This is a genomic window from Paenibacillus sp. alder61 (genome assembly GCF_020179875.1).
GTDB classification, from domain to species: Bacteria; Bacillota; Bacilli; order Paenibacillales; family Paenibacillaceae; genus Fontibacillus; species Fontibacillus faecis.
Map to the genome: position 1 here is coordinate 140,431 of NZ_JAIUDG010000002.1, position 21,079 is coordinate 161,509.

The window sequence follows — 21,079 nt, forward strand, 5'->3', positions numbered from 1 at the left end:
TTAGCTGATAAAAACAGTGCCTTTTTAGAATTTGTTTTAGAATATCGAGATTTAGCTAATCATCTCAAATGCATAGATACAGGCCATTTCCATGTATTTTGAAAGACGGGATTCTTCTATAGTTGATATAGACTCGTCCGAACAGGCTATAATTATTCATTTTAGGAATTGAACTCAAGGTGGATGCGTGTATTAGAAAAGAGTCCCTTTATTTACTTTTGATGATGAAGGAAGTATGGATTATAGGTATCACGGAGAAACCCCCGGCAGTTCGAGTAACTGAAGCTCCATTACATGATGGATGGCATATTTATCCGCATCGCTTTTGATTTTCTTATAAAGCAGATCTATGGCCTGATCTTCGGTGTATTTAAATTTTGGCTGCTTTCCTATGTAATTAAAGAGTGGTTTCCTCTCCCCTGAAAAGTTGTTTTTTCCTTCACGCGCGGAAGGACGGATGATTTATATTTTTAGTGAAAAATGAATGCGATTACATCATCCTAAGGGGGCAAGGTTCAATGAAGTTTAACAAGTGGGGCTTGGCGGGACTGGCGCTGCTGTTGGCGGGCTCTTTGGCGGCCTGTTCATCCGGCGGCGACAAGACGGAACCCGACACGGCGGCGGCTAGCGCCGAAGGAAGCAAGACGAAGCTGACCTACTGGACGATCGACCGACACGATAGCGATTTTATTGAGCAGAAAGTGAAGGAGTACGAGGAAAAGAACCCCAATATCGATATCGAAATGAAGGTGATGGCCGATAACTACGCGCAGTCCGTGGAAATCGCGTTCGCCAGCAACCAGGCGCCGGATATTTTTCGGGTGGATACGGGAAATGTGCCGACCTGGGTGAAGCGCGGCTATTTGGAGCCGTTCGACGACTACATCTCGCCCGAGCTGAAAGAGAACTTCAAAAACGTGCTGATCGAAGAAAAGAACATGGTTGGCGGAAAAATCTACACGCTGCCGAATATCGGCCAGTTCTGGAGGCTGATCTACAACGTCGATCTGTTTGAAAAAGCAGGGATCGACGGGCCGCCGACGACGATTGCCGAAATGGTCGAGGACGCCAAGAAGATCACGGCTGCAGGCAAGAACAGCGGAGCCTACGGTTTTGCCGGCAACTTCAAGAGCGCCAGCGGCTTTGAGCGGATCGCCTATCCGATCGTCTCACTGAGCACGAACACGGGAAACGAGGGCTTTAACTTCCAAACGGGACAGTTCGATTTTACCGTGTACAAAGAAGTGCTGCAGGCGCTGCATCAGATCCGTGCGGACGGCAGCATGCTGCCCGGCTCGGAATCGCTCGACATCGACCCGCTGCGCGCCCAGTTCGCGCAAGGGAAGATCGGCATGTACTTCAACCACTCGGTGGAGCCGAGCGTGTATAAGACGCAGTTCCCGACGGACATTAATTGGGCCGTAGCCATGCCGCCGACGATCGACGGCAAACAAAACGGAGCCGACCAAGTCATCGCGGGCAGCTACCTGGCCATGAGCAAAAATTCCGAGCATAAAGAAGAGGCCTGGAAGTTCATCGAGTGGATGTACAGCGACGACGTGCAGGTCGCTTACCAGGAAGGCGGCTACGGCGTATCCGTCATCCCGTCCGTGGCGGCCAAAGCCAAAGCCCCGGACATCGCCGGCATCGAGAATTTCCTGCCGACCGCGATGGACGGCATCTATCCCGCCACCCCGCTGGTCGCCACCGAAGGCCGCGTCGAAGGCACGAAGAAAGTGGACGTCTTCAACAAGTTTATTTTTGACGGCCAGGATTTGGACAAGGTGTTAAGCGATCTGAACGCGCGGTACAACGCCGCGCTGGAGAAAGCGAAAGCCGCGGGGGACACCACGATTGGAGCGGATCCGAGCTTTAACGCGGCGAATCTGCAGGGGTCGTTGGTGGAGAAGTAGGGAAGAATCACTCGAACAAAAGGAAAACAGCAAAAGAGGCGGGAATCCCCTGGGATGGGGTGTTCCTGCCTCGAAAAACAACAAAAGCTGCCAATGCTGCACTTTTAAGATCGAAAGCAATGTCAACTCAAACAGATCAAAAGAATATTCGCCCGGTACACGGTGCTAAAAGATCACTTTCAGATTCGGGTATTATGATCGTTCCCCCACCCGAGAATCTACGCCCTCTTATCGACCAAGAAATGAGAAAAATACGTTTGGATCTCATGGAGAAAATGGGTCAGGAAGCTTATGGTGAACGTATAAGACAAGCGAATGAAGAATTTGAACTTCTTCGCTGAGATATAAAGAACTACGGTTTAGACAAGACGCATTGGTGTATCCGATCGTCTTTTTTTATTGCCGGGATATCCTTCAGACACAGCCCCTCCACACTTGGAAGCACCGGTATTTGGCTAAGTACATCGGATCGCAACCGCCGTCATTCTCGTGTCCTGCATGGCTCCCGTTCCTTTCTTTTGCTATGATTATGATAGGTTATAGCGCGGTAAAATGGAGGGAGAACCGATGGACGAGATGACGGCCATTAGGAAAGCGGTCGAAGGTTTGCGGGGAGACGAGTTAAAGGCGTATCTGAGGTTTCTGCTGGCTCAAATCAGCTTGCTGGATAAGAAAGAGTCGCAGCCTGCGGCGATTGCTGAGTTGATCGAACTTTACGACAATGTAGTGAGCGCCTCTAACCGGCGGGAGGCCGGGAAAATTTCACCGGATGATACCCACGTCCATATCGTGGTCGGTCATTCTTTTGCGGGCAGTATGAAACAGGCATTGAGGCAAATCGGCTGGTCGGAAACACACAAAGTGATTGTTCTGGAGGAAGATTACGCGATCGGTCCGCTCGGTGATCTGGACTTGCCGAAAGGGCGTCAGGCGCGGATCGATTGGTTTCGCGACCATATTTCGGGCGGAGCCGAAGCCTACTCCTCGTTTGAGGAAGAGTATGAGGAGCTCTTGCGTCAAGTAGCGCAAATTCCCGAGCGGGCCGAAGTGGTGATCTGGGCCGCCGGCAACGCTTACGAACAGATGGGCATGCGGCATGCGCTCCATCTGCTCAGCAATAAGTCGAATGCCATTGCCGTATACAATGCTTGCGCCATTTGCGAGGAAATGTACAATCGACCGGATGCGTGGATTAAATACCGCCACTCGGGCGAAATTGTGCCGGACAAGCTTTGCGACGCGCTCGCCCGAATGGACGGCAGCGGGATGCTGCTCCCCGCTGACATCGAACGGCTGAGACAGGAGTGGCAAGCCCTCTCGGAACAAGCAAAAGTGTTGCGTATTTGGCGTGCCGGCGCGGTGGTCGAGGTGCCTGCCGATAGCTACGATCAATATCTGCTGGAAAAGCTGGACCTTCTTCAGTCGCGTGCCGGCAATGACAGCTTTCTGAGAGCCGCCCGCCTGATCGGCGAGGCGATGGGCCATTGCGACCCAACTATCGGGGATGATTATTTTGAATATCGGCTGCGCACCTTGATTTATGACGGGGTGCTGGAAATCAAGGGCGTTCCCGCGGCAATGAGATATTACAGTGTCAGACGCAAAACGTCACTCGGATAACGACCACTCCTTCACAGGCAAGCACGTTCACTTCGTCGCAGGACGAACCACATTAAGTGACGGTCATACGCGTCGGCATGGCGATAAATGTCATGAAGAGAGGTTTGGTTCGAATTAAAGGGAATTCTTCCCGTTAATTTGGTACATATGCGGCTGCAGAGGCAAATTAGCTGGAAAACATCCAGTTAATTCGCCTGAAATGGTGTGTTTCGGCAATAGGGCAGCGAAATAGATGGAGTTTTTCCAGCTAAATCTGAATGAAGAGCCAAGAGCGGTACATTAACGGGATATTTTCCCGTTAATCATGTAGACTCCGATGGTGGAACTTTATGTCTACGATTCTGGATGTTGGCAACGTACATTCGAAACCCTATCACATCCTTGCCCAGCTCCGCCTTTCCTGCATTTGATTGCTTTGTCCGTCAGCGAGGGGCATGCCGTGGAACTGGGACAAGTAGCATCTTCGTATCATTGAAACGCATGATCTATCTACGTTACCGGCTTTCCTGAAACGGCTGCTTCCTCAGATCCTTCGGTCGGAGTCCATTCTGCTTTGCTTTGCGGTGCCAGAAGAAATGGGTAGCGGACAAACGCCACAGCATACGCGGGAAGTTTGGCTGAATGAACAGCGATTCTGCACTGCTGCGGGTGAGGATAGCCGTGGAGAGCCGGGCCATCGCCTTGCCGAGATTCTTCAGTGGGCCTTTACCCAGCGGCACCTGTTTTAAGTTGTTGAACATCTCTCCTGCTCCGTGACCGACGGCCATTCCAAAACGGAAGCCGCAGCGTATGCACCAGTTGCTAACCATATCTGCTGCAATGATGCACTGACGGCCTTCGAAAAATCCATTATTAATTAGCGTATAAACGATGAGGTTCGGGTTCCCTGGCTCACTCTGCCGGTAATTCTCCAATTCGACCATCATCCGCAGCAGATGTGAAGGGATGGCGTCAAAATAGAGCGGAAATGCCAGCACGATGACATCGGCTTCGTTAAGCTCCCGATATTGCTCGGGCTTCAACTGCTTTGCATTAACTCGGTATGAGTTAAGCTCGTTGCCTTCGGTGATGAGCGGCTTGAGCTTATCCAGCAGAAATCCGGAGTTGCTGGGTCCACCCTTGGGGCTGCCGTTTATCAGAGCCATTTTCATGGTTGCACCTCCGCCAACTCGTGAAGCGTGTTGTGAAAAGAAACACTGTATTGGGACGCATCCAGATTTTTTGCATTGGCCCGGGTCAATGCTTGTGCCGTGTGGCGTTCCGCCTCCGTTATTCCTTCTCCATAGAAATGGGCCGAGAACTTGAATCGCTGCTTGTAGCGTTGCTGGTGGTGGGTCTCACCGTCTTGGATTACAAAATAGGGCAGGATGTAGGGTAATGATCTGTTCAACACATTGCTGACGAACGGGCTGTAACCTCCATACACGTTGCGGCTGATCAGCACAAATTCATCGCAGGCGGCGAGCCGTTCGCCCATGTGCTTATAGGGATCTTTAAGCACACAGGTTCCCGGAGTGCGGACCCAACAACCAAAGCAGCCTACACAATGACGAATGGTACCGGACTCTCCAATGACTTCATCCGTATCCCTGCTGAAGCCGCTTAGCCAAGCATCATAATCATCGTTCGCCAGATCATGGACAATCAGTCTCATTTGCTGTTCCTCCCGATTGAAGAATGATTTGCCATACCTTTTGCCAATTGCCCGAATATCGAATGCCGCTGCTGGATAGTAGGGATGCCACGCCATGTACAAGCGACCAGTAGGCCATCAGCATTTTGTCGTCCAACTCAGGTGGAAGACCCAAACTGCGGAACAGCCGGTAGCCGGTTGCCCGGAATACCGCAAACGGCGGGTAAGGGGGAACATCTTCCGCTCCTTCGTCTACCTGAATGATAATGCCCGACTGAAAAAATAAGAACGGCAGGTAAGCAGGATGCTGCTCGAAAAAAGTAATATAGGCCGTTCCAAGCTTTTCCATGGCCGACATGGGGTCGCTTTGCCCTTCAATGGAGGCTTGTAGGGAAGCCGTAAACTGCTCGGTGACATGATCTGCCATGGCCGCCAACAGCTCCTGCATATCCTTGAAATGACTGTAAGGAGCAGCGTGACTGACACCGCATTTGGCTGCAACCTTACGCAAGGAGAAACCTCCTAACCCTTCCTTGCTAATTAGCTCAATGCCGGTTTCGATTAAGGTGTTACGTAAATCTCCATGATGATAGGGTTTAGGCTTCAAAAATATCGCTCCTTGCCTTAACTTTACAATGTAAAGATAACTTTAAATCTTGACGCTGTCAAGATTGGTGACTGTCACGTCCTACTTGACAACGGATACGGATATCCAACAGAATTGAATAAAGTTGTCTAGAGGAGTAGACGTAGTTATGCAGGCTAAACACTATCAAGTCAAGCAGCGGTTAGCGGAAATGATTGACAACGGGGAACTGCGAATCGGCGAACGGATGCCTTCGGAGCTGGTGATGGCCAAGGAGTTCGGCGTCAGCCGCGAAACCTTTCGTTCGGCGGTTCGCGCGTTGGAGCAGGAAGGAAGGCTTCTCATCAAGCACGGGGTGGGAACGTTCGTGATCCAGCCGCTGCCGCTCATCTCAAGTTCGCTTGAGAAGCTGTCGAGCATCGGCTCGATGATTCAGGCTGCCCGGTTGGATGAGGGCGAGGAACGCGTTCGGCTCAAGACGGAGCGATGCGCGCCGGAAGCTGCCCAAGCGCTGGGCATTCAGCCGGATGATCCGGTTATTATGCTGGAGCGGTTTCGTTCGGCCAACGGAGAGCCCGTTTCCTATTCGATCAACGTCATCCCCCGGCAGATCGCGGGCGATCGCTTCGATAACGGCCAGTTCGAAGGCTCGCTGTTGGAATTTTTCGAGAAGCAGCTTGGCCGCAAGATCGTGACGGCCGATTCGGAAATCAGCGTACCGCTGCATATCGACCGCAATTGCCAGCGGCTTCTGCTGCACCCGCAAACGACCGTGCTGCTGCTGAAGCAGACTCATTATGACGAAGTCAATCAACCTGTCCTGTACTCGCTGGATTATTTGCGCAACGATGTCTTCACGTTCCGCATAAGACGCACGATCTAGCCGATTTGACCGCGAGGAGCCCGTTCTGTTTCTACAGAGCGGGTTCTTTTGCTTTTACAAAACATATAAATCGATTTGACAGTCGGCGAATACTTTCACGTTACGATATTGGCAAAGATGTCTATACCTCTTGAAAAATGGGAAGGGAGTCCTGTATGGGCTGGATAAAAAAAATAATCAAACCTTATTTGTTTATGTTGCCATGTTTGCTGTTTGTTATTTTGTTCACCTATTATCCGTTCGCCAAGACGGTCTACTTGGGATTTACTTTGGTTGATCTGAATGGAAACCCGGTTGAGTTTGTCGGGTTCGAAAACTTTATTAATCTTTTCAAAGATAAGATGTTGATCAATACCTTGTTAAATACGTTGGAATATACGGCGATAACGATTCCCGCTACATTTTTTATCAGTTTGGCTTTGGCGCTTTTGGCGGAAAAGAAGAGAAAAGGAAATCACATTTATCAAATTATGTTCGCACTGCCCATGGCGGTATCCATGTCTTCGGCCGTCATGATCTTCCAACTGCTTATGAATCCGACAATCGGTATGTTTAACTATTTGACAGGCTTAGGCATCGACTGGTTTGGCGATGAAAAATATGCGATGGTAGGCATTTCGATCCTTAGCGTGTGGATGGGACTCGGGTTCAGCTTTTTGTTTTTGCTTGCGGCGCTCCGCAATGTGCCGTCAGAGTTGTTGGAAGCGGCGGATATGGAAGGCTGCAACTATTTTCAGAAGCTGGTAAGCATAAAAATGCCCTTGATCTCCCCCACGATTTTTTCTTGATTTGTACCGATTTGATCGGTTCATTGATGGTTTTCGGTCCCGTATGGATTATCACGAAAGGGGGTCCTATGGGATCTACGGAAACGATGATGTACTGGATGTATATCGAGGCGTTTGAGAATGCGAAATACGGATATGGATCCGCCGTAGCGGTCTTAATCTTCGTCATTGTTATGCTGGTTACTTTGCTGAGCTTTGTATATGAGAAAAAAGGGGTTCATTACACATGATGAGATCCAGGTATGTACACAAGCTGTTCATGAGCATTCTTTGTCTTCTTGTAGGACTGATTGTCTCCTTTCCGGTTATTTATTGCGTGGGAGTAAGCTTGATGAGCGCGTCTGACCTAAGCTCCTATCCTCCCAAGTTATTTCCAAGCACCTTATATTGGGAGAATTACAAGACGGTGTTTACGTCCACGCCTATTCTCCTGTTTATGTGGAACTCCTTTTTGATCGCGTCGATCGGAACGATCGGAAGATTGATTACAAGCAGCTTAGCGGCGTACGCCTTTGCTTTCTTCGATTTTAAGGGCAAACATTTTTGGTTTCTGATTATTCTGGGAACGATGATGATTCCGGGCGATATGCTCATTATTACCAATTACATCACCGTAGCGAATATGAAATTAATCAACACCTATGCAGGCATTATGATTGTCATGATCGCCTCGGCCACGTTTATGTTTATGCTGCGGCAGCATTTCAAAACGATGCCGAGGGATTTCAGGGATGCCGCGTTCGTCGATGGCTGCGGGGATCTGCGTTTTTTTCTGAATATCCTGCTGCCGATGTCCAGATCCGTATTGTCGTCCATATTTATCGCTTCTTTTATCGGGCTGTGGAATGCTTACTTATGGCCTTTATTGGTTACCAACACCGAGCATATGAGAACCGTGCAGGTTGGAATTACGATGCTCCAATTCGAAGAAAGCATGGTGTACGGCCCGGTAATGGCGGGGGTTACGGTCATTCTGATTCCATCGGTATTTATTTTCCTCGTATTCCAGAGGCAGTTGGTACAAGGGATTACATTTTCTGCAATTAAAGGATAGGAGGCGTTGAAGTGAGCAGAACGTTTACCGTGATGACATTCAATTTGCGTACGGCAGTAGCTACAGACCCTTATGTATGGGGAAAAAGAAAGCATTGGGTAGCCAAAATCATCGAGGACCGCAAGCCGGATTTGATCGGTACGCAGGAAGCGACGGTTCTTATGCTGGATTGGCTAAAAGACCGATTCCACGGAACCTATGACGTATATGGGGTTAACCGAACCCGTGCGGAAGAGGCGGGGGAATTCAGCGCTATTTTTGTTAAAAGGGACAGCTTTTCCATCTTGCGAAGCGGTTCGTTTATGTTGTCGGAAACTCCGGATGTGATCGGCAGTTTTGGCTGGGATGCCCAATGCGAAAGAATTTGTTCATGGGTAGAGCTTGCTTTTCATGGCGAGACAAAGCCCGCGATAAGGTTTTTTAATACTCATCTGGATCATATAGGCAAGGTGGCTAGAACAGAAGGGTTGAGACTGATTTTGAAAAACATGCGGGAACAGAATCTGGACATCCCCTTACCGGTCATGCTAACCGGCGATTTCAACGATACTCCGGAGAGTGGATTGCTCGATGTGATCCATGAATTCGAGCCGATGACAAGTTGCTTCGACCTTATGTCCGAGGAGGAGAAGAAACATAGCAGAACGTTTCACGGCTATCAAGGGGGCACGGAAGGCAGACCTATCGATTACATTATGAGCAGTCAAGGGATTGACTTTAAATCCAGTGCGATTGTGAGAGACAAGGTTGAAGATGGGTACCCGTCGGATCATTATCCGATCGTGGCCCATATGGAAATGCAAGCAGATTAACCTGCCCATTCAGACGCAGACCCAGCGCACTGATAGGTAGTTAATATAAAAAACACACATAACCATTAGGAGGATTTGGGAATGAGGAAAACCATTGCAGTACTAGCCGCATCGATCATACTACTTACCGGGTGCGGGACGAAAACCGACACAACCGCATCTTCCATGGACGCTAGCAGCAGCGCGGTGGCTGAAGCTAGCCATTCCGGAACGGTTCATTTAACATTTTGGCATGCCATGGGGGGCACGAATGAAGGTGTGGTGAAAGAAGTCGTCTAAAATTTCAACGATACGATAGGCAAGGAAAAGGGGATTGAAGTTACGCCGGTATTTCAAGGCAGTTACCAGGACTTGCTGAAAAAAGTAAAAGCGGCCGTCCAGGCGAAGGATACCAAAAACTTGCCGGATATCGTACAAGTTCCCGCATCGGACACGGCATATATCAAGGACGTGCCTAGTATTATCTGGGCGCAATCGATGATCGATAAAGACCCTTCTTTCAATATAGCGGATTTAGAGCCCAATACCGTTTCTTCCTTCAGCTTCAAAGGTAAATTGGCGGGAGTTCCGTTTGCCAACTCTACAGTTTTGTTGTACTACAATAAAAACATGTTTAAAGAAGCGGGGTTGGACCCGAATAAACCTCCTCAAACCATTGATGAAATGGGCCAATACGCCGCCAAGATGACGAAAAGGAACGGAGATCAAGTGACGCAATGGGGTCTTTCCGTAACGCCGGACCAATACCACTTATCGAGCTGGATCGGGATGCAGGGAGGCTATATCGGCAATAACAAAAACGGTCGTGAAGACACCATGACCCAAGTAGAATTTGATTCGACAGGTACGATGAAACAATTCCTAACCACTTGGAAAAAGGCTGTGGAATACGGCGGCATCCAAACGGGCCCGGAAGTAAAAACGAACGAGGTTTTTGCTGCAGGAAAGCTAGGCATGTTCCTTAATTCAACAGCAGGCGTAAAAGGAACGTTAACCGCGGTGGGCGATAAATTTGAAGTAGGCACCGCGTTCTTGCCTAAGGTCCATGAAAGTGACAAAGGCGGAGTAGCTGTCGGCGGTTCGGCGCTGTACCTGGTGGACAGAGGCGAACCATCGAACATCGATGCCGCATGGGAATATATGAAATACAGCACTTCTCCCAAAACACAATTTACATGGCATACAGGCACCGGTTATTTTCCGGTCAACAAAAAAACCTATGATTTGCCTGAAATGAAGCAGCATTTGGAGGAAAATCCTTTATTTAAAACCGCAATCGAGCAACTGCACGCATCGTCTCCGGAAACTCAGGAACCCATGAACCCGGTCTCAGGTGAATTCAACCGTGCGATAAAGGACGAAACCCTGGCCTATGTTACAGGCAAAAAAGATATCGACCAAGCCATTAAAGATATGGCCGCCGCCTCCAACAAAGCTTTGGAGGACTACAATAGGGTGAATAAGAAGTAGTCCTTAGAGTAAATAAAAAGTAATCCTTGTTAATCGTGTTGTAATGACAAATAGGAGACGTGCATGGGAAGCCTTGATCGGCCCGTGCACGTTCTTTTGTTGTAAATGGACACGATTAAGGAGTTTGCTTGAAGGGGATGCAGGTGGAGGATATCGCCGGATCGCCTATCCGATTTTGTTTACTTAGAGAGTATTATGCGAATATTGCATAAAATTCAACTCGCTCTAATCGTATACGGTAAACTTGTCTCGGGGGAGCGGCGTCAAGTTTTTTAACTCCTTACTTTGACAAGAACCTAAGAGGTCGAGCCAATGAAGAACATTATAGAAGAATTATATTACGGTAACCTACGTCCCGAAGAGCATATAGTCCCCTCGAATCCCGAGTATCGTCCGTTGACTAGAAAGATCTCTGCATTGATGGAAGAAGCCAAGCAAAGATTTTCGGAGGACGATTTCAAAACCCTTGAGGAGATCTTGGATTTGAATGGGGAGACTAGTTCTATGGTAGCAAGTGAGGCTTTTGTTCAGGGGTTTAGAATGGGGGCTTTGGTGCTGGTGGAGGTGTTTTGTGGGGAGGGGAAGGGGGTTAAGGAGTGAGTTGGTGAAGGAAGCCTGGGATTTTTGAATATAAATCAGAAACCACAAGTGTTTGCTGTTATGTGAATATAATATGGATTCAATGCTTTTGCTAATTTTAGCGGGAGTTTTTTTTATTTTTAAGAAAATATCAATTTTTCGGCATATAATTCCAAATTGTAGTAGAATAAGATTAGTTCAATAAGACTATTTATGTAGGGGAATCAACTCCAAATTCAGGAAAGGAATTTGGAAGAGAATGTCGAATGCAATCATTGATACCTAATAGCTATACTCGCATTTAAGATACTTAAAAGAACGTATAATCTATCGAGGTGTAGAGCCAGTGAAAGTGAAAGACAATCGAAAAGCATTAACTGATAATGAAAATCTTAAACTATTTTCCGAAGTTGAAGGTTACTGTCCTTTATGTGCAAAGAGTTTGCTATATAAGAAAGGTAATAAACTTCATAGGATTTTTGAAGGAGCTCACATTTACCCATTAAACCCAACGAGTGAAGAACGAGAACTTTTGAAAAATGAAGAAAAATTGAGTGATGACGTTAATGCAATTGAAAACTATATTGCTCTTTGTAGAGACTGCCATTGGAAGTTTGATAAGCCTAGGACTGTTGAAGAGTATAGAAGATTAGTTGCAATAAAAAAACAACTAATAATAAGGGATGAAAATAGGTCTAGATATTTTTCTTATCAAATTGAGTCAGAGATAAATACCATTTTAAATTTATTAGCAAATGAAGATGATTGGGAATTCGACCCAGATAAATTAAGCATGGATGCGTTAAAAATTGAAGAAAAGGTAGATAGTACTCTTAAGAAAACCACTAAAAGAAGAATTATTGCAGATGTAAATGACTATTACTTATACATTCAGGAGCAATTCTCTCAATTGGATAAATCAAATCCAGATACATTTGAGACTATTGCGACTCAAATAAAAGCACTTTATAAGACGCTCAAGAAGAGTGGACAGAATCAAGAAGATATATATCAATATATGTCAGAATGGTTAAGTAAAAAGACGGAAAGAAGTCCCGTTGAAGTTTGTAAAATTATTATATCTTTTTTTGTGCAGAATTGTGAGGTGTTCTCTTGATAGTCCCTAACAAAGTAACCACCTATCAAGAATCGATCATTAATAAAATGCTCAGTATAATAGAGTTAAAGCAACAGGGGAATATCTATTTAGTTGATTTATTTAATGAAGTTTATGATAAGTTTGAGGGAATTGAGGAATTTATGTACTCCCTTGAGGTACTTTATATTCTGGAAATTATCAATGTAGAAGAAGATAGTGGGGTCTTATCTTATGTTAAAACAGATAAGTTGTGACTTATTTAGAATAGGAACGATAAATTTTAAGCCAGGTCTAAATGTGGTGCTAGGTGATAATCAAGCTTCCAATTCAATTGGTAAATCCACACTACTCATGATAATAGATTTTGTTTTTGGGGGTACCACATACATAGAGCATAATAATGATGTGGTGACTGAGTTAGGGCATCATCAATTTAAAATTATACTTGAATTTTCTGATACTGAATATTACTTCATTCGAAAAACAATTGAACCTAAGATTGTGTATATTTGCAATAAATTCTTTGATGTTATAGATGAACAGCCTCTAGAAAAATACTGGGAATTTCTGAAAAATAATTATCGTCTGACTACTAAACATTTGTCATTTAGAGCTGCAGTAAGTCTTTATTCAAGGGTATGGGGGAAACATAACATAGATGTTAAAAGACCTCTACATACCTTCCCAAAAGAAAAAAATGCCGAGACAGTAAAAAGGGTCCTTTTATTATTTAATAAATATGACCATGTAATAGAAAGCGAAAAAAGACTAAAAGCACTTAAGGATTCACAGACTACAATTAATAAAGCAAGTAAGTACGATTATTTACCTAAGATATCGAAATCAGTTTATGAAAAAAACATTAAGGAAAGATCTGATATCGAGGTAGAGATAAATATTATTAAAGAAAACATTTACAAATATACATTAAATTTAAGTGATATGCTGTCAGAGGAGGTTTTTAAACTACAAGGTGAGAAAAACGAGCTGCTAAAGGAAAGGAATTATTTTAAAGCGCGTCTAAACCGCATCAATAAAAACATGAAGGAAAAGTATGTAGAGCGGAAATATGATAAGTTACTTGAATTTTTTCCTAATGTTAATATAGAACGAATTAAGGAAGTCGAAGGTTTCCATCAAAAAATAAGTAAGATTCTCGGATCTGAATTAAGGAAAGAGCAAAAAGAATTAGAAAATAAACTGAATTATTTCGATGAACAATTAATAATGATTGACAGTAGAATGAGTTCTTTGTTAAAGACAGAGGGGCAGCCAAACCATTTAGTTCAACGGATGTTTGATTTATCTTTGAGACTTAGAAATATTGATTTAGAGAATAAAATGTATGTTGAAACTCAAAATATTAAAGAAAATATCGGGAAAACATCTGAAGAAATAAGTGAGCAAAAGAGTACAAGTTTAAATGAAGTAAATGACAAAATTAATAAAAAAATTATAGAAATAAACGACCAACTTCATAGTGATAAGAGAAGGGCACCGCAATTGTTGTTATCTGAAAATGATTACGAATATAAGGTTTTCGTTAATAAAGGTACTGGAAAAGCATATACTAATTTGTTTATCCTTGATTTGTCTGTGCTTGAACTTACACAACTTCCTATACTTATACATGATTCGTTATTATTTAAGAATATTGAGGATAGTGTTATTGAAAACATTATTGACATTTATAATGATGATATGTTTCTCGAGAAACAAATATTTATAGCCATAGACGCAATAAATAGATTATCGAGGGAGGCACAGCAAATACTGAACGAACATAAGGCTGTTTCCTTGTCAAATGATTCGCTACTTTTTACAAAAGACTGGCGAAGTTAGCAAGATGAAAAAAAATATACTCTGTTGCGCAAAAAACTAAACTCTTCGGGGCTTTTAATTAATTTCACTCATATATAGAGTCTCCCGGTTGGAGAGAGAAAATGTCGGATGCTGAACAATATGGACCTGAAAGAAAAGATTTGCAGCCGTGTCCCAAGTTTTGGGTATGGCTGCAAATCTTTCACGTTATTTACCCGTGATGAGAAGGGAGGGGGCAATTAGCAAGCAAAAGTCCAATCGGTGTTAGTAATTAATTGCATTTTATGCAAAAGAGTATAGATAGTTCCTCAATCTTTCCCAACCCTCTGCTTCATCATTAGAAGCTATACGAAATAGCTGGAATTCTGCATAGCTGCACAGTTTATCCTTCTTTGCATCATTTTCTATTGTTTTTTCATCACGTCTATGGTACTCCCCATCATATTCAATGGAACATAGCGGCTGAAGCGATTCTTTTTCGTAGATGACAAAATCCATATGGCTAGTAAAGTAATATGACTTTAGTGTACTGTCCAGCTCGAAATTGATGGATAATACATCTTTAATGGGAACTTTCGGAAAGACAATGAATGGCATACCGCCAAGAAAAATCTGTAGCTTGTTAAAAATCATCCGTTCTCCCTGATGCAAGAGGGCTTTGCGACTTTCTTGTCGTATAATTTTATTAAATTCAATAGATAATTCAATTGCAGGACGATGGAAGTTGCTAGCCTCTATGGTGTAAATATAATGGCTTAACTTAGTTAAATAGCCTTTACCATTATCGATCTTCGTTAAATTGCCTACGAGGATAAAGTAGTCTATTGCTCTAGTCAGAGCAACATTGATTAAACGGTAACTATTTTGCACAAAATCAACTTGAAAAGCAGACGAACCATTTGAAATGACAGTACTGAATATAATGGCTTGACATTCCCCACCTTGGAAGGAATGTACAGTTCCCACCTTTATATTAGGATTTTGGCGAAAGGCTCGTATTAAGTTGTTCTTCTGTGCAGCGAAAGGTGTTACAATTCCAATTTGAGTAACTCCATTACTTTCTAGTTTGTCTACTATTAATTTGATTTCATCCAATTCCTGCTGGTTATAAGTTCCAGAGGCGGTTCCGTATACATTTTTTGAGAATATTCCAGTACGATAAGGCTTTCTCTCTGGCTCTTGGCGCATCATTCGCAACCGTCCGCGGTAGAATTGCTGATTACTGAACGAAGCAATAGAAGGAATACAGCGATAATGATAGCTTAATAAGTGCTTTCCACGGTCATTATGCTGGCATGATTGTTCAGCTCTTTCAAATGCAGAGACGTTACGAAAACAATAGGGTGTTCGTTCAATGCCTGAGACATATTTATCGAACAATGTATCACACAGTGAGTCTTCCAATGAAACTATGTGACTTAATTGGTGGATATCGCCAAAAAAGCAAGCTCTCCTTGAAACTTGTAACAGGGAGAACACACTTGGAATTGAACATTGCGACGACTCATCTATAATGACCAGGTCTACCGATGTTCCGTATGGAATACAATTTCGAGCAGATAAATTACTTACTAATAGTACAGGAAACAGCTTAACAAATGAATAGAAGGCAGATGAATTTTGGCGTATTCTTCCATCCTCACTTAATTCTTTGAGAAGACTTTCAATATTCCTCATTTCCTTTGCATCTTCCAATATCGGTTTTGCTTTAGAAAGCCACTGTGAACGAACGATCTCAAGATCAATTTCATTTTTCTCTTTATACAGTGTTTCTAAGTTATGAGCTTGCTCCTTCTGCTGATGCTGTAGTTGCAAAAGCTCAACTTTGTATTGCTTAAGACGATTCTCTAAGTTAATGACTTTAACGATCTCTTCGCAAAGAGCTAGCGAATGTGTTGGACTTGTGATATCAATGTAGTCCCATAAATGGGTAGCATCGATTGAGCGTAAGTACGCTTTAACTCGTCTTTTCATGTAGGCATCGATTTTCCTGGCCACAAAAGCACGAAACTTACGGAAAATATCACTCCCAAATAAATGTAGAGGATCGTCTACAAGTGCACGCAATCGCTGCTCAATTCTTTCATTTGCTAATGAGAGTTCTTCAAAGTCATTCTTCATGCTCGTTAAATGAAGCAGACGCAAACGATCATTCAATATGCCAACCAACTGTTCAAGTTGGGTGATTGTATTTGTCATATCAATGATTTGTTGTTCCATGTTTTCGGCTTGACTGATTCGCTCCATTAAGGCCTGACTTTTCATTCTAAAGCTAATATAGCTTTCGTCCGACAGCATCGTTTGAACTTCTTTCTTCATCCGTTCAATTTCATTTTTTATCTTCAAAGATTCTCTTTTATTTTGAGCTATACTGCCCAAGCGAACAAAACCAAAAAAATGTTGATTAATTCCTTTTCCCTTTAGCTTCTCAGAAATATTGTCTACCGCTTGATTATTTGTACTGGCGACGACACATGATTCATGTTGATCGATTTGATTTGCTATTAAGTTTAAAATGGTTTGGGTTTTTCCCGTACCAGGTGGTCCTTTGATAATATTGACTGTATTTTCAATATCTGAAATCGCAGCATTTTGAGGAAAATTACTTGGAACAAGATGCAACGGAGTTCTCTCGGTGTATTGGTTTTGTAATGCAAAACTATGTGTAAGGAAGCTGTTAAGTACGGCGCTTGGTTTGCATTTACCATCTAAAATTTCTTTAATTTCATTAACAATAAGATAGTTACTTGCACTTTTTTGTTCTGCTTGAACGATTACGTAACTTGAAACAATATCTTTTATTTCGTAATCAGTGTACTCCAACAGCTTTTGCAGATTTTGTCCATCTCGCAAGAAGGTCTTAGGGGATAAAGCAAATTGATCCTTTAGTTTATGTATTGTATCAACGGAACTTTTGTCCGTGACGGATCTGTAAAGTTCTTGATGAAATCCATACTGATCTGCTTTAAATAAATCGCGATCCGTTAAAAAAGTCGAATTGCTCCATAAAATCAAAGGCAAATAAATTGCTTTTTCGCCTTGCCCTTTTCGCAATAACGGGTAGCCGAACATTATGACATGGTCATCTTTTAATCGCTTACTTATTCTTTCATAAGAAACAAAAGCTTTATCTAGTTCCGCTGGATTGATCTGAGAAAACGATAACTCATTTTGTTTAAGCTGAATTGAATAATAACTCTCGTACTTAAGGCAATCCAAATAATACTGAAGTAAATTAGTTGTTAGCAAGATATCCTCCATAATAATGTGAAAATCGATGATAGCTTAAAATGTCCTTTAAAGAGGTTCAAATTTAGGTGTATCGTTGCACCTAAGTCTTTTTTCGATTACGTTTTCAACTAATTATAAAGTGAGGTCTTTTAAATCAATTACTGCATGTAACCTCATAAGAATATCGAGATCGAGAAGCCCATTGATTTGACCTTGAGGATCGACGATGCCGAAATCTAACTTGGTTGTGTTGAGCCTAACGTCTCTGTTTCTTGTCATCAAAAAGTTCATAGTGCGCCTCCTTTAAGAGCTTGTGCAATACCCTAATACTACCATTACTAGGAAGATTGATCTATTCGAAATTTAATCAGCCTTAATTATCGGCTAATATCTGATTAGCGTCGGCTGGCTAATTAAGCTTGGATAAACCGGCTTTCTGCCAAGACCTTCGTCCTCTACATCTATAAATAACATCATATCCATGCTTCGGGGCTACCACCCCCTTATTAACAGATGTATAATCATGGAAGATGCTCAGACAAAACAAATGCCCCAGCCTAAGATAGGAGCTATCTAGGGCTGGGGCTTTTCGTAATAACTGGATGTTAGTCGAAATTCCTGCAGATTGGAGAGGATAATATGCCTAGCATATTTTTGAGCCACACTAGTATTGATAAACCTTTTGTAGAAAAACTTGCAAGGGACTTGAAAAGAATTGGCGTAAATGTTTGGTTTGACAAATGGGAAATAAGAATTGGAGAGTCTATTACTTGGAAAATTGAAGAAGGTATTCGTGAAAATGAATATCTTGGCCTTGTTTTATCACCAGAAGCTTTGAATTCAGAATGGGTAAAAAGTGAAATCGGAGCAGCGTGGGTCAAACAAATGCAATTAAAGAAAGTCTTTGTGCTTCCTATCTATTATAGGGATTGTGACATTCCTTTATTCTTAGCAGATAGGAAGTTTGCAGATTTTAGGATTGATTACGAAAATGGTTTTAATGAGTTAGCGAGTATATTTGGAATTGAAGAAACTGAAGCAATTACTCAAGATAACTGGAGAAAGTTTTCCAACAGCAGGAAGGTTAATTGGAAGGAGTTTAGGATTAGAGAATTCGAAACTCTCGTTACTACACTTGTAGATCGAGCTATCGAATATAATTGGTCTTCTTGGGTTGGGGGCACTGCAAATGAATTTTCAATAACGCTTAGCGCACGTACAGACAACGAACGAAAATCTATCTCAATAAAATTAATACCCAAAACTAATGCTTATATGGCAACTTATAAAGATGCATATAATCCGAATCATTTAAAGACCAGCGACTTTGATAAATATGTGGGGAACTCGGTTAATGCTTGTGATGAGTTTGTATGGAGGGAGATGGAGGAATTCCAAAATAAATATGGACTTCCAATCGATGAAGCAAAACAATTCACTCATAGATTTTCAAGGGGCAATGAGTCAGTTGAGACAGCAATAGAATTGGCAGTACAAGTAAGGAACAAATTCAATTGGTATAAGGGAGATAAACTCCTCTAGAATATTATGGTGGCAAGAACTTCGACTAACATTGTATTCACTCTATAGGGCTGTTGTTCTTTGTTAATAGATGTACAGACAATACGCGCCTCAGCCTAAGCTAGTAGCTATCAAAGGCTGAGAGTTCGTGGATACCAGAATGATTGCTGGTGCCGAATTCAAAATTAAAAAGGGAGGAACAATTCTTGACCACATTATTCACTAAATTAGCTGGAATTTGTTTTATTATTTTATCGGTACTGAGATTAACTCCAATTATTAATGCGTCTGGGAAGTGGTTACTGTATGTCTCAATTGCAGCGTTATTTCTTATATTATCTGACTTAATAGAATTCATCATTGAAGGAATAGAAGAGAAGAGAGGGATTAAGTTGGATCAAGTATTAAATTTTCCACGTTCAATTTTTCTTGCGGCTGCAGTAATGGCTATTTTCGTTTTACCAAATTTAAAAATCAATATCCCTGTAAAACAAGTTAATGCATTGAGTGATGCTATTACACTAGTAAGCTTAGGAATTGCAATTGCACTGATTGGATATAAAACAGAAAGAGCGCAAAGTTCGTTATTTAATAAAACTAATGTCATAAAAAATGAGGTAAGGGAGTTTATGAAATCAGTAGAAGGGAAGAACATAATTGATGAAAGGATAAGGAAACTAGCACAACAAGATAAAACAACACAGTTAGAAAACTGAAAAAAGATCAAGGTAATGGCAATTGCGGGTAACACTAGGTCATTTTTTTAAATGGAGGGGATATTTTGAGTAGATCAAGAACTTCTTTTTTTAGGGGAACGATAACAGCAGATGAACGGGAACATTTATACAATGAAATCTGGGCTGAGCCAGTAAAAACCGTGGCTCAAAGGTATGAAATCTCTGATGTTGAGAAAGCATTGTATCCGTTTCGGTATTCCGCTTCCGCCGCGAGGTTATTGGGAAAAATTAAAAGCTGGAAAATCTGTATACAAATCCGCACTTCCTAAAGTTACAGGCGAGTTGAAAAAACATGTCCGCAACTATGTAATCAAGTATAAACATGATGTGAAGAACTTAAAGGATGAAGAACTTGAGTCAGGAGAGGGGATGTTTTTATTAACAGATGACACTAAAAATTATATCAAAGAAACCTGCTCTAAAATTGAGGTCAAATCCCAACTACGTGAACCACATCCCTTGATTGTCGAGCACCAGGAAGAAATGAAGTATAGAAAGAGCCGGGATAAGGCTGTTGAGAGAGCTGGTTTCAACTACTTATATCAGGCGAGGATTAAGAATCAGTACCGAGAAGATAAGCCGGTACTTCCCATATTTGTATCAGCTGATCAACTAAAGAGAGCCTATCGGATCATGGACGCCCTAATCAAGACTTTACCTCACTTGGAAAGTTGGGTGTCTATCGGAGGCTTTAATGATAAAAAGGACCAGGCATATATAAATGTGATGCATGTTTCTTTTAAATTCGAACTAAAAGAAGCAGGAGTCAAACAAACCTCAAAAAATAAAGCTAAGCATGTAGAAGTAACATCCGAGCAAGTAGTACGCCCGTTGGTACTCTCAGTAACATCAAATGGATCATCTTGGAACAGGGAGTATACGGAACATTTTGAGCATGAAGATACTCCTTCAGAGCCACTGGAAACCAAACTGAACCAGGTTATTACAGACTTGTTTATCGTGGCAAACAGAGTTCTTGCTAGAGAAGAATTGCATCACAGAGAACTTGAGAGAAAATGGGCTGAAGAAGAAAGACAGTACCAGTTAAAGAAACTTAAACGCAGAGAAGAGGAAAAAGTAAAAATATTAGAGACGCTTGTACTGGAGTGGGATCAAGCCAGAAAAATCAGAGAATTCGCGGAATCTCTTGAAAGTAGCGTAAATGGAATGCAAGATTCTCTGCAGAAGCAAAAAATATTAGACAGGGCAAGATGGATAAAAGAAAAAGCAGACTGGCTAGATCCACTTATAGTCAAAGAAGATGAACTTCTTGGAAAAAGGAAAAATGCTTTAGACTTATTTGAAGATGAATAATTCTTGATGGATCAAAGA

General features: G+C 42.6%; 22 protein-coding genes. 17 read left to right on the forward strand and 5 right to left on the reverse strand.

Annotated elements, in window-relative coordinates; translation table 11 throughout:
* Positions 1 to 518 precede the first annotated feature (518 nt).
* From LBW89_RS02545 to LBW89_RS02555, 3 genes are all read left to right on the forward strand, one after another.
* Positions 519 to 1,913, forward strand: a complete 1,395-nt coding sequence (locus LBW89_RS02545) for an ABC transporter substrate-binding protein (RefSeq protein ID WP_148452207.1) — start codon at positions 519 to 521, stop codon at positions 1,911 to 1,913.
* Between the two features lie 119 nt (positions 1,914 to 2,032).
* Entirely contained in the window at positions 2,033 to 2,254 is a 222-nt protein-coding gene (locus LBW89_RS02550) for a hypothetical protein (RefSeq protein WP_225038371.1), read from the forward strand.
* 226 nt (positions 2,255 to 2,480) lie between these two features.
* Entirely contained in the window at positions 2,481 to 3,533 is a 1,053-nt protein-coding gene (locus LBW89_RS02555; RefSeq protein WP_225038372.1) for a DUF1835 domain-containing protein, read from the forward strand.
* A gap of 494 nt (positions 3,534 to 4,027) precedes the next feature.
* Here the strand turns inward: LBW89_RS02555 and LBW89_RS02560 are convergent, their stop codons facing one another.
* The 3 genes from LBW89_RS02560 to LBW89_RS02570 are packed head-to-tail and all read right to left on the reverse strand — an operon-like array spanning position 4,028 to position 5,773.
* Complete coding sequence (locus LBW89_RS02560; protein WP_225038373.1) at positions 4,028 to 4,684, reverse strand: NAD(P)H-dependent oxidoreductase; 657 nt, start codon at positions 4,682 to 4,684, stop codon at positions 4,028 to 4,030.
* Entirely contained in the window at positions 4,681 to 5,187 is a 507-nt protein-coding gene (locus LBW89_RS02565) for a flavodoxin family protein (RefSeq protein WP_225038374.1), read from the reverse strand. The genes LBW89_RS02560 and LBW89_RS02565 overlap by 4 nt, the downstream gene beginning before the upstream one ends.
* Entirely contained in the window at positions 5,168 to 5,773 is a 606-nt protein-coding gene (locus LBW89_RS02570; protein ID WP_225038375.1) for a TetR/AcrR family transcriptional regulator, read from the reverse strand. Before LBW89_RS02570 ends, LBW89_RS02565 begins: the two co-directional genes overlap by 20 nt.
* Before the next feature lie 148 nt (positions 5,774 to 5,921).
* On the opposite strand from LBW89_RS02570, the gene LBW89_RS02575 reads away from it, so the two are divergent.
* The 11 genes from LBW89_RS02575 (at position 5,922) to LBW89_RS02625 (ending at position 14,279) form a co-directional block, all read left to right on the forward strand.
* Complete coding sequence (locus LBW89_RS02575; protein WP_225038376.1) at positions 5,922 to 6,635, forward strand: GntR family transcriptional regulator; 714 nt, start codon at positions 5,922 to 5,924, stop codon at positions 6,633 to 6,635.
* A gap of 155 nt (positions 6,636 to 6,790) precedes the next feature.
* Positions 6,791 to 7,423 carry a carbohydrate ABC transporter permease gene (locus LBW89_RS02580; protein ID WP_225038377.1) on the forward strand — a complete coding sequence of 211 codons (633 nt, stop codon included), beginning with the start codon at positions 6,791 to 6,793 and terminating at the stop codon, positions 7,421 to 7,423.
* Positions 7,424 to 7,491: 68 nt separating this feature from the next.
* Positions 7,492 to 7,653 (forward strand): hypothetical protein, encoded by a 162-nt coding sequence (locus LBW89_RS02585; protein WP_225038378.1) that lies wholly within the window; start codon positions 7,492 to 7,494, stop codon positions 7,651 to 7,653.
* A 101-nt stretch (positions 7,654 to 7,754) separates the two neighbouring features.
* Positions 7,755 to 8,477 (forward strand): carbohydrate ABC transporter permease, encoded by a 723-nt coding sequence (locus tag LBW89_RS02590; RefSeq protein ID WP_225038379.1) that lies wholly within the window; start codon positions 7,755 to 7,757, stop codon positions 8,475 to 8,477.
* Positions 8,478 to 8,488: 11 nt separating this feature from the next.
* Positions 8,489 to 9,289: an endonuclease/exonuclease/phosphatase family protein gene (locus tag LBW89_RS02595; RefSeq protein WP_225038380.1), complete on the forward strand. Its 801-nt coding sequence runs from the start codon at positions 8,489 to 8,491 to the stop codon at positions 9,287 to 9,289.
* Positions 9,290 to 9,370: 81 nt separating this feature from the next.
* Positions 9,371 to 9,568 (forward strand): hypothetical protein, encoded by a 198-nt coding sequence (locus LBW89_RS02600; protein ID WP_225038381.1) that lies wholly within the window; start codon positions 9,371 to 9,373, stop codon positions 9,566 to 9,568.
* Between the two features lie 15 nt (positions 9,569 to 9,583).
* Complete coding sequence (locus tag LBW89_RS02605; RefSeq protein ID WP_412066984.1) at positions 9,584 to 10,759, forward strand: ABC transporter substrate-binding protein; 1,176 nt, start codon at positions 9,584 to 9,586, stop codon at positions 10,757 to 10,759.
* A 312-nt stretch (positions 10,760 to 11,071) separates the two neighbouring features.
* Positions 11,072 to 11,359: a DUF6809 family protein gene (locus LBW89_RS02610; RefSeq protein WP_225038382.1), complete on the forward strand. Its 288-nt coding sequence runs from the start codon at positions 11,072 to 11,074 to the stop codon at positions 11,357 to 11,359.
* Positions 11,360 to 11,684: 325 nt separating this feature from the next.
* A complete protein-coding gene (locus LBW89_RS02615) occupies positions 11,685 to 12,455 on the forward strand; it encodes an ABC-three component system protein (protein ID WP_225038383.1) in 771 nt (256 codons plus the stop codon).
* The gene (locus LBW89_RS02620) at positions 12,452 to 12,691 is read left to right on the forward strand and encodes an ABC-three component system middle component 7 (protein WP_225038384.1); all 240 of its coding nucleotides are present in this window, start codon (positions 12,452 to 12,454) and stop codon (positions 12,689 to 12,691) included. The genes LBW89_RS02615 and LBW89_RS02620 overlap by 4 nt, the downstream gene beginning before the upstream one ends.
* Entirely contained in the window at positions 12,669 to 14,279 is a 1,611-nt protein-coding gene (locus LBW89_RS02625; protein ID WP_225038385.1) for a DUF2326 domain-containing protein, read from the forward strand. The genes LBW89_RS02620 and LBW89_RS02625 overlap by 23 nt, the downstream gene beginning before the upstream one ends.
* 261 nt (positions 14,280 to 14,540) lie before the next feature.
* On the opposite strand, the gene LBW89_RS02630 is transcribed toward LBW89_RS02625, so the two are convergent.
* Positions 14,541 to 17,507, reverse strand: coding sequence for an AAA domain-containing protein (locus tag LBW89_RS02630; protein WP_225038386.1), 2,967 nt, complete (start codon positions 17,505 to 17,507; stop codon positions 14,541 to 14,543).
* A gap of 114 nt (positions 17,508 to 17,621) precedes the next feature.
* Complete coding sequence (locus LBW89_RS02635) at positions 17,622 to 17,780, reverse strand: hypothetical protein (protein ID WP_225038387.1); 159 nt, start codon at positions 17,778 to 17,780, stop codon at positions 17,622 to 17,624.
* Positions 17,781 to 18,128: 348 nt separating this feature from the next.
* Between LBW89_RS02635 and LBW89_RS02640 the strand changes: the two genes are divergently transcribed.
* The 3 genes from LBW89_RS02640 to LBW89_RS02650 all read left to right on the forward strand — a co-directional run bounded on the left by LBW89_RS02640 (position 18,129) and on the right by LBW89_RS02650 (position 21,061).
* Positions 18,129 to 19,031, forward strand: a complete 903-nt coding sequence (locus LBW89_RS02640) for a toll/interleukin-1 receptor domain-containing protein (protein ID WP_225038388.1) — start codon at positions 18,129 to 18,131, stop codon at positions 19,029 to 19,031.
* 185 nt (positions 19,032 to 19,216) lie between these two features.
* Positions 19,217 to 19,726 (forward strand): hypothetical protein, encoded by a 510-nt coding sequence (locus tag LBW89_RS02645; protein ID WP_225038389.1) that lies wholly within the window; start codon positions 19,217 to 19,219, stop codon positions 19,724 to 19,726.
* A gap of 186 nt (positions 19,727 to 19,912) precedes the next feature.
* Positions 19,913 to 21,061, forward strand: a complete 1,149-nt coding sequence (locus LBW89_RS02650; RefSeq protein WP_225038390.1) for a hypothetical protein — start codon at positions 19,913 to 19,915, stop codon at positions 21,059 to 21,061.
* The last annotated feature ends 18 nt before the right edge of the window (positions 21,062 to 21,079 follow it).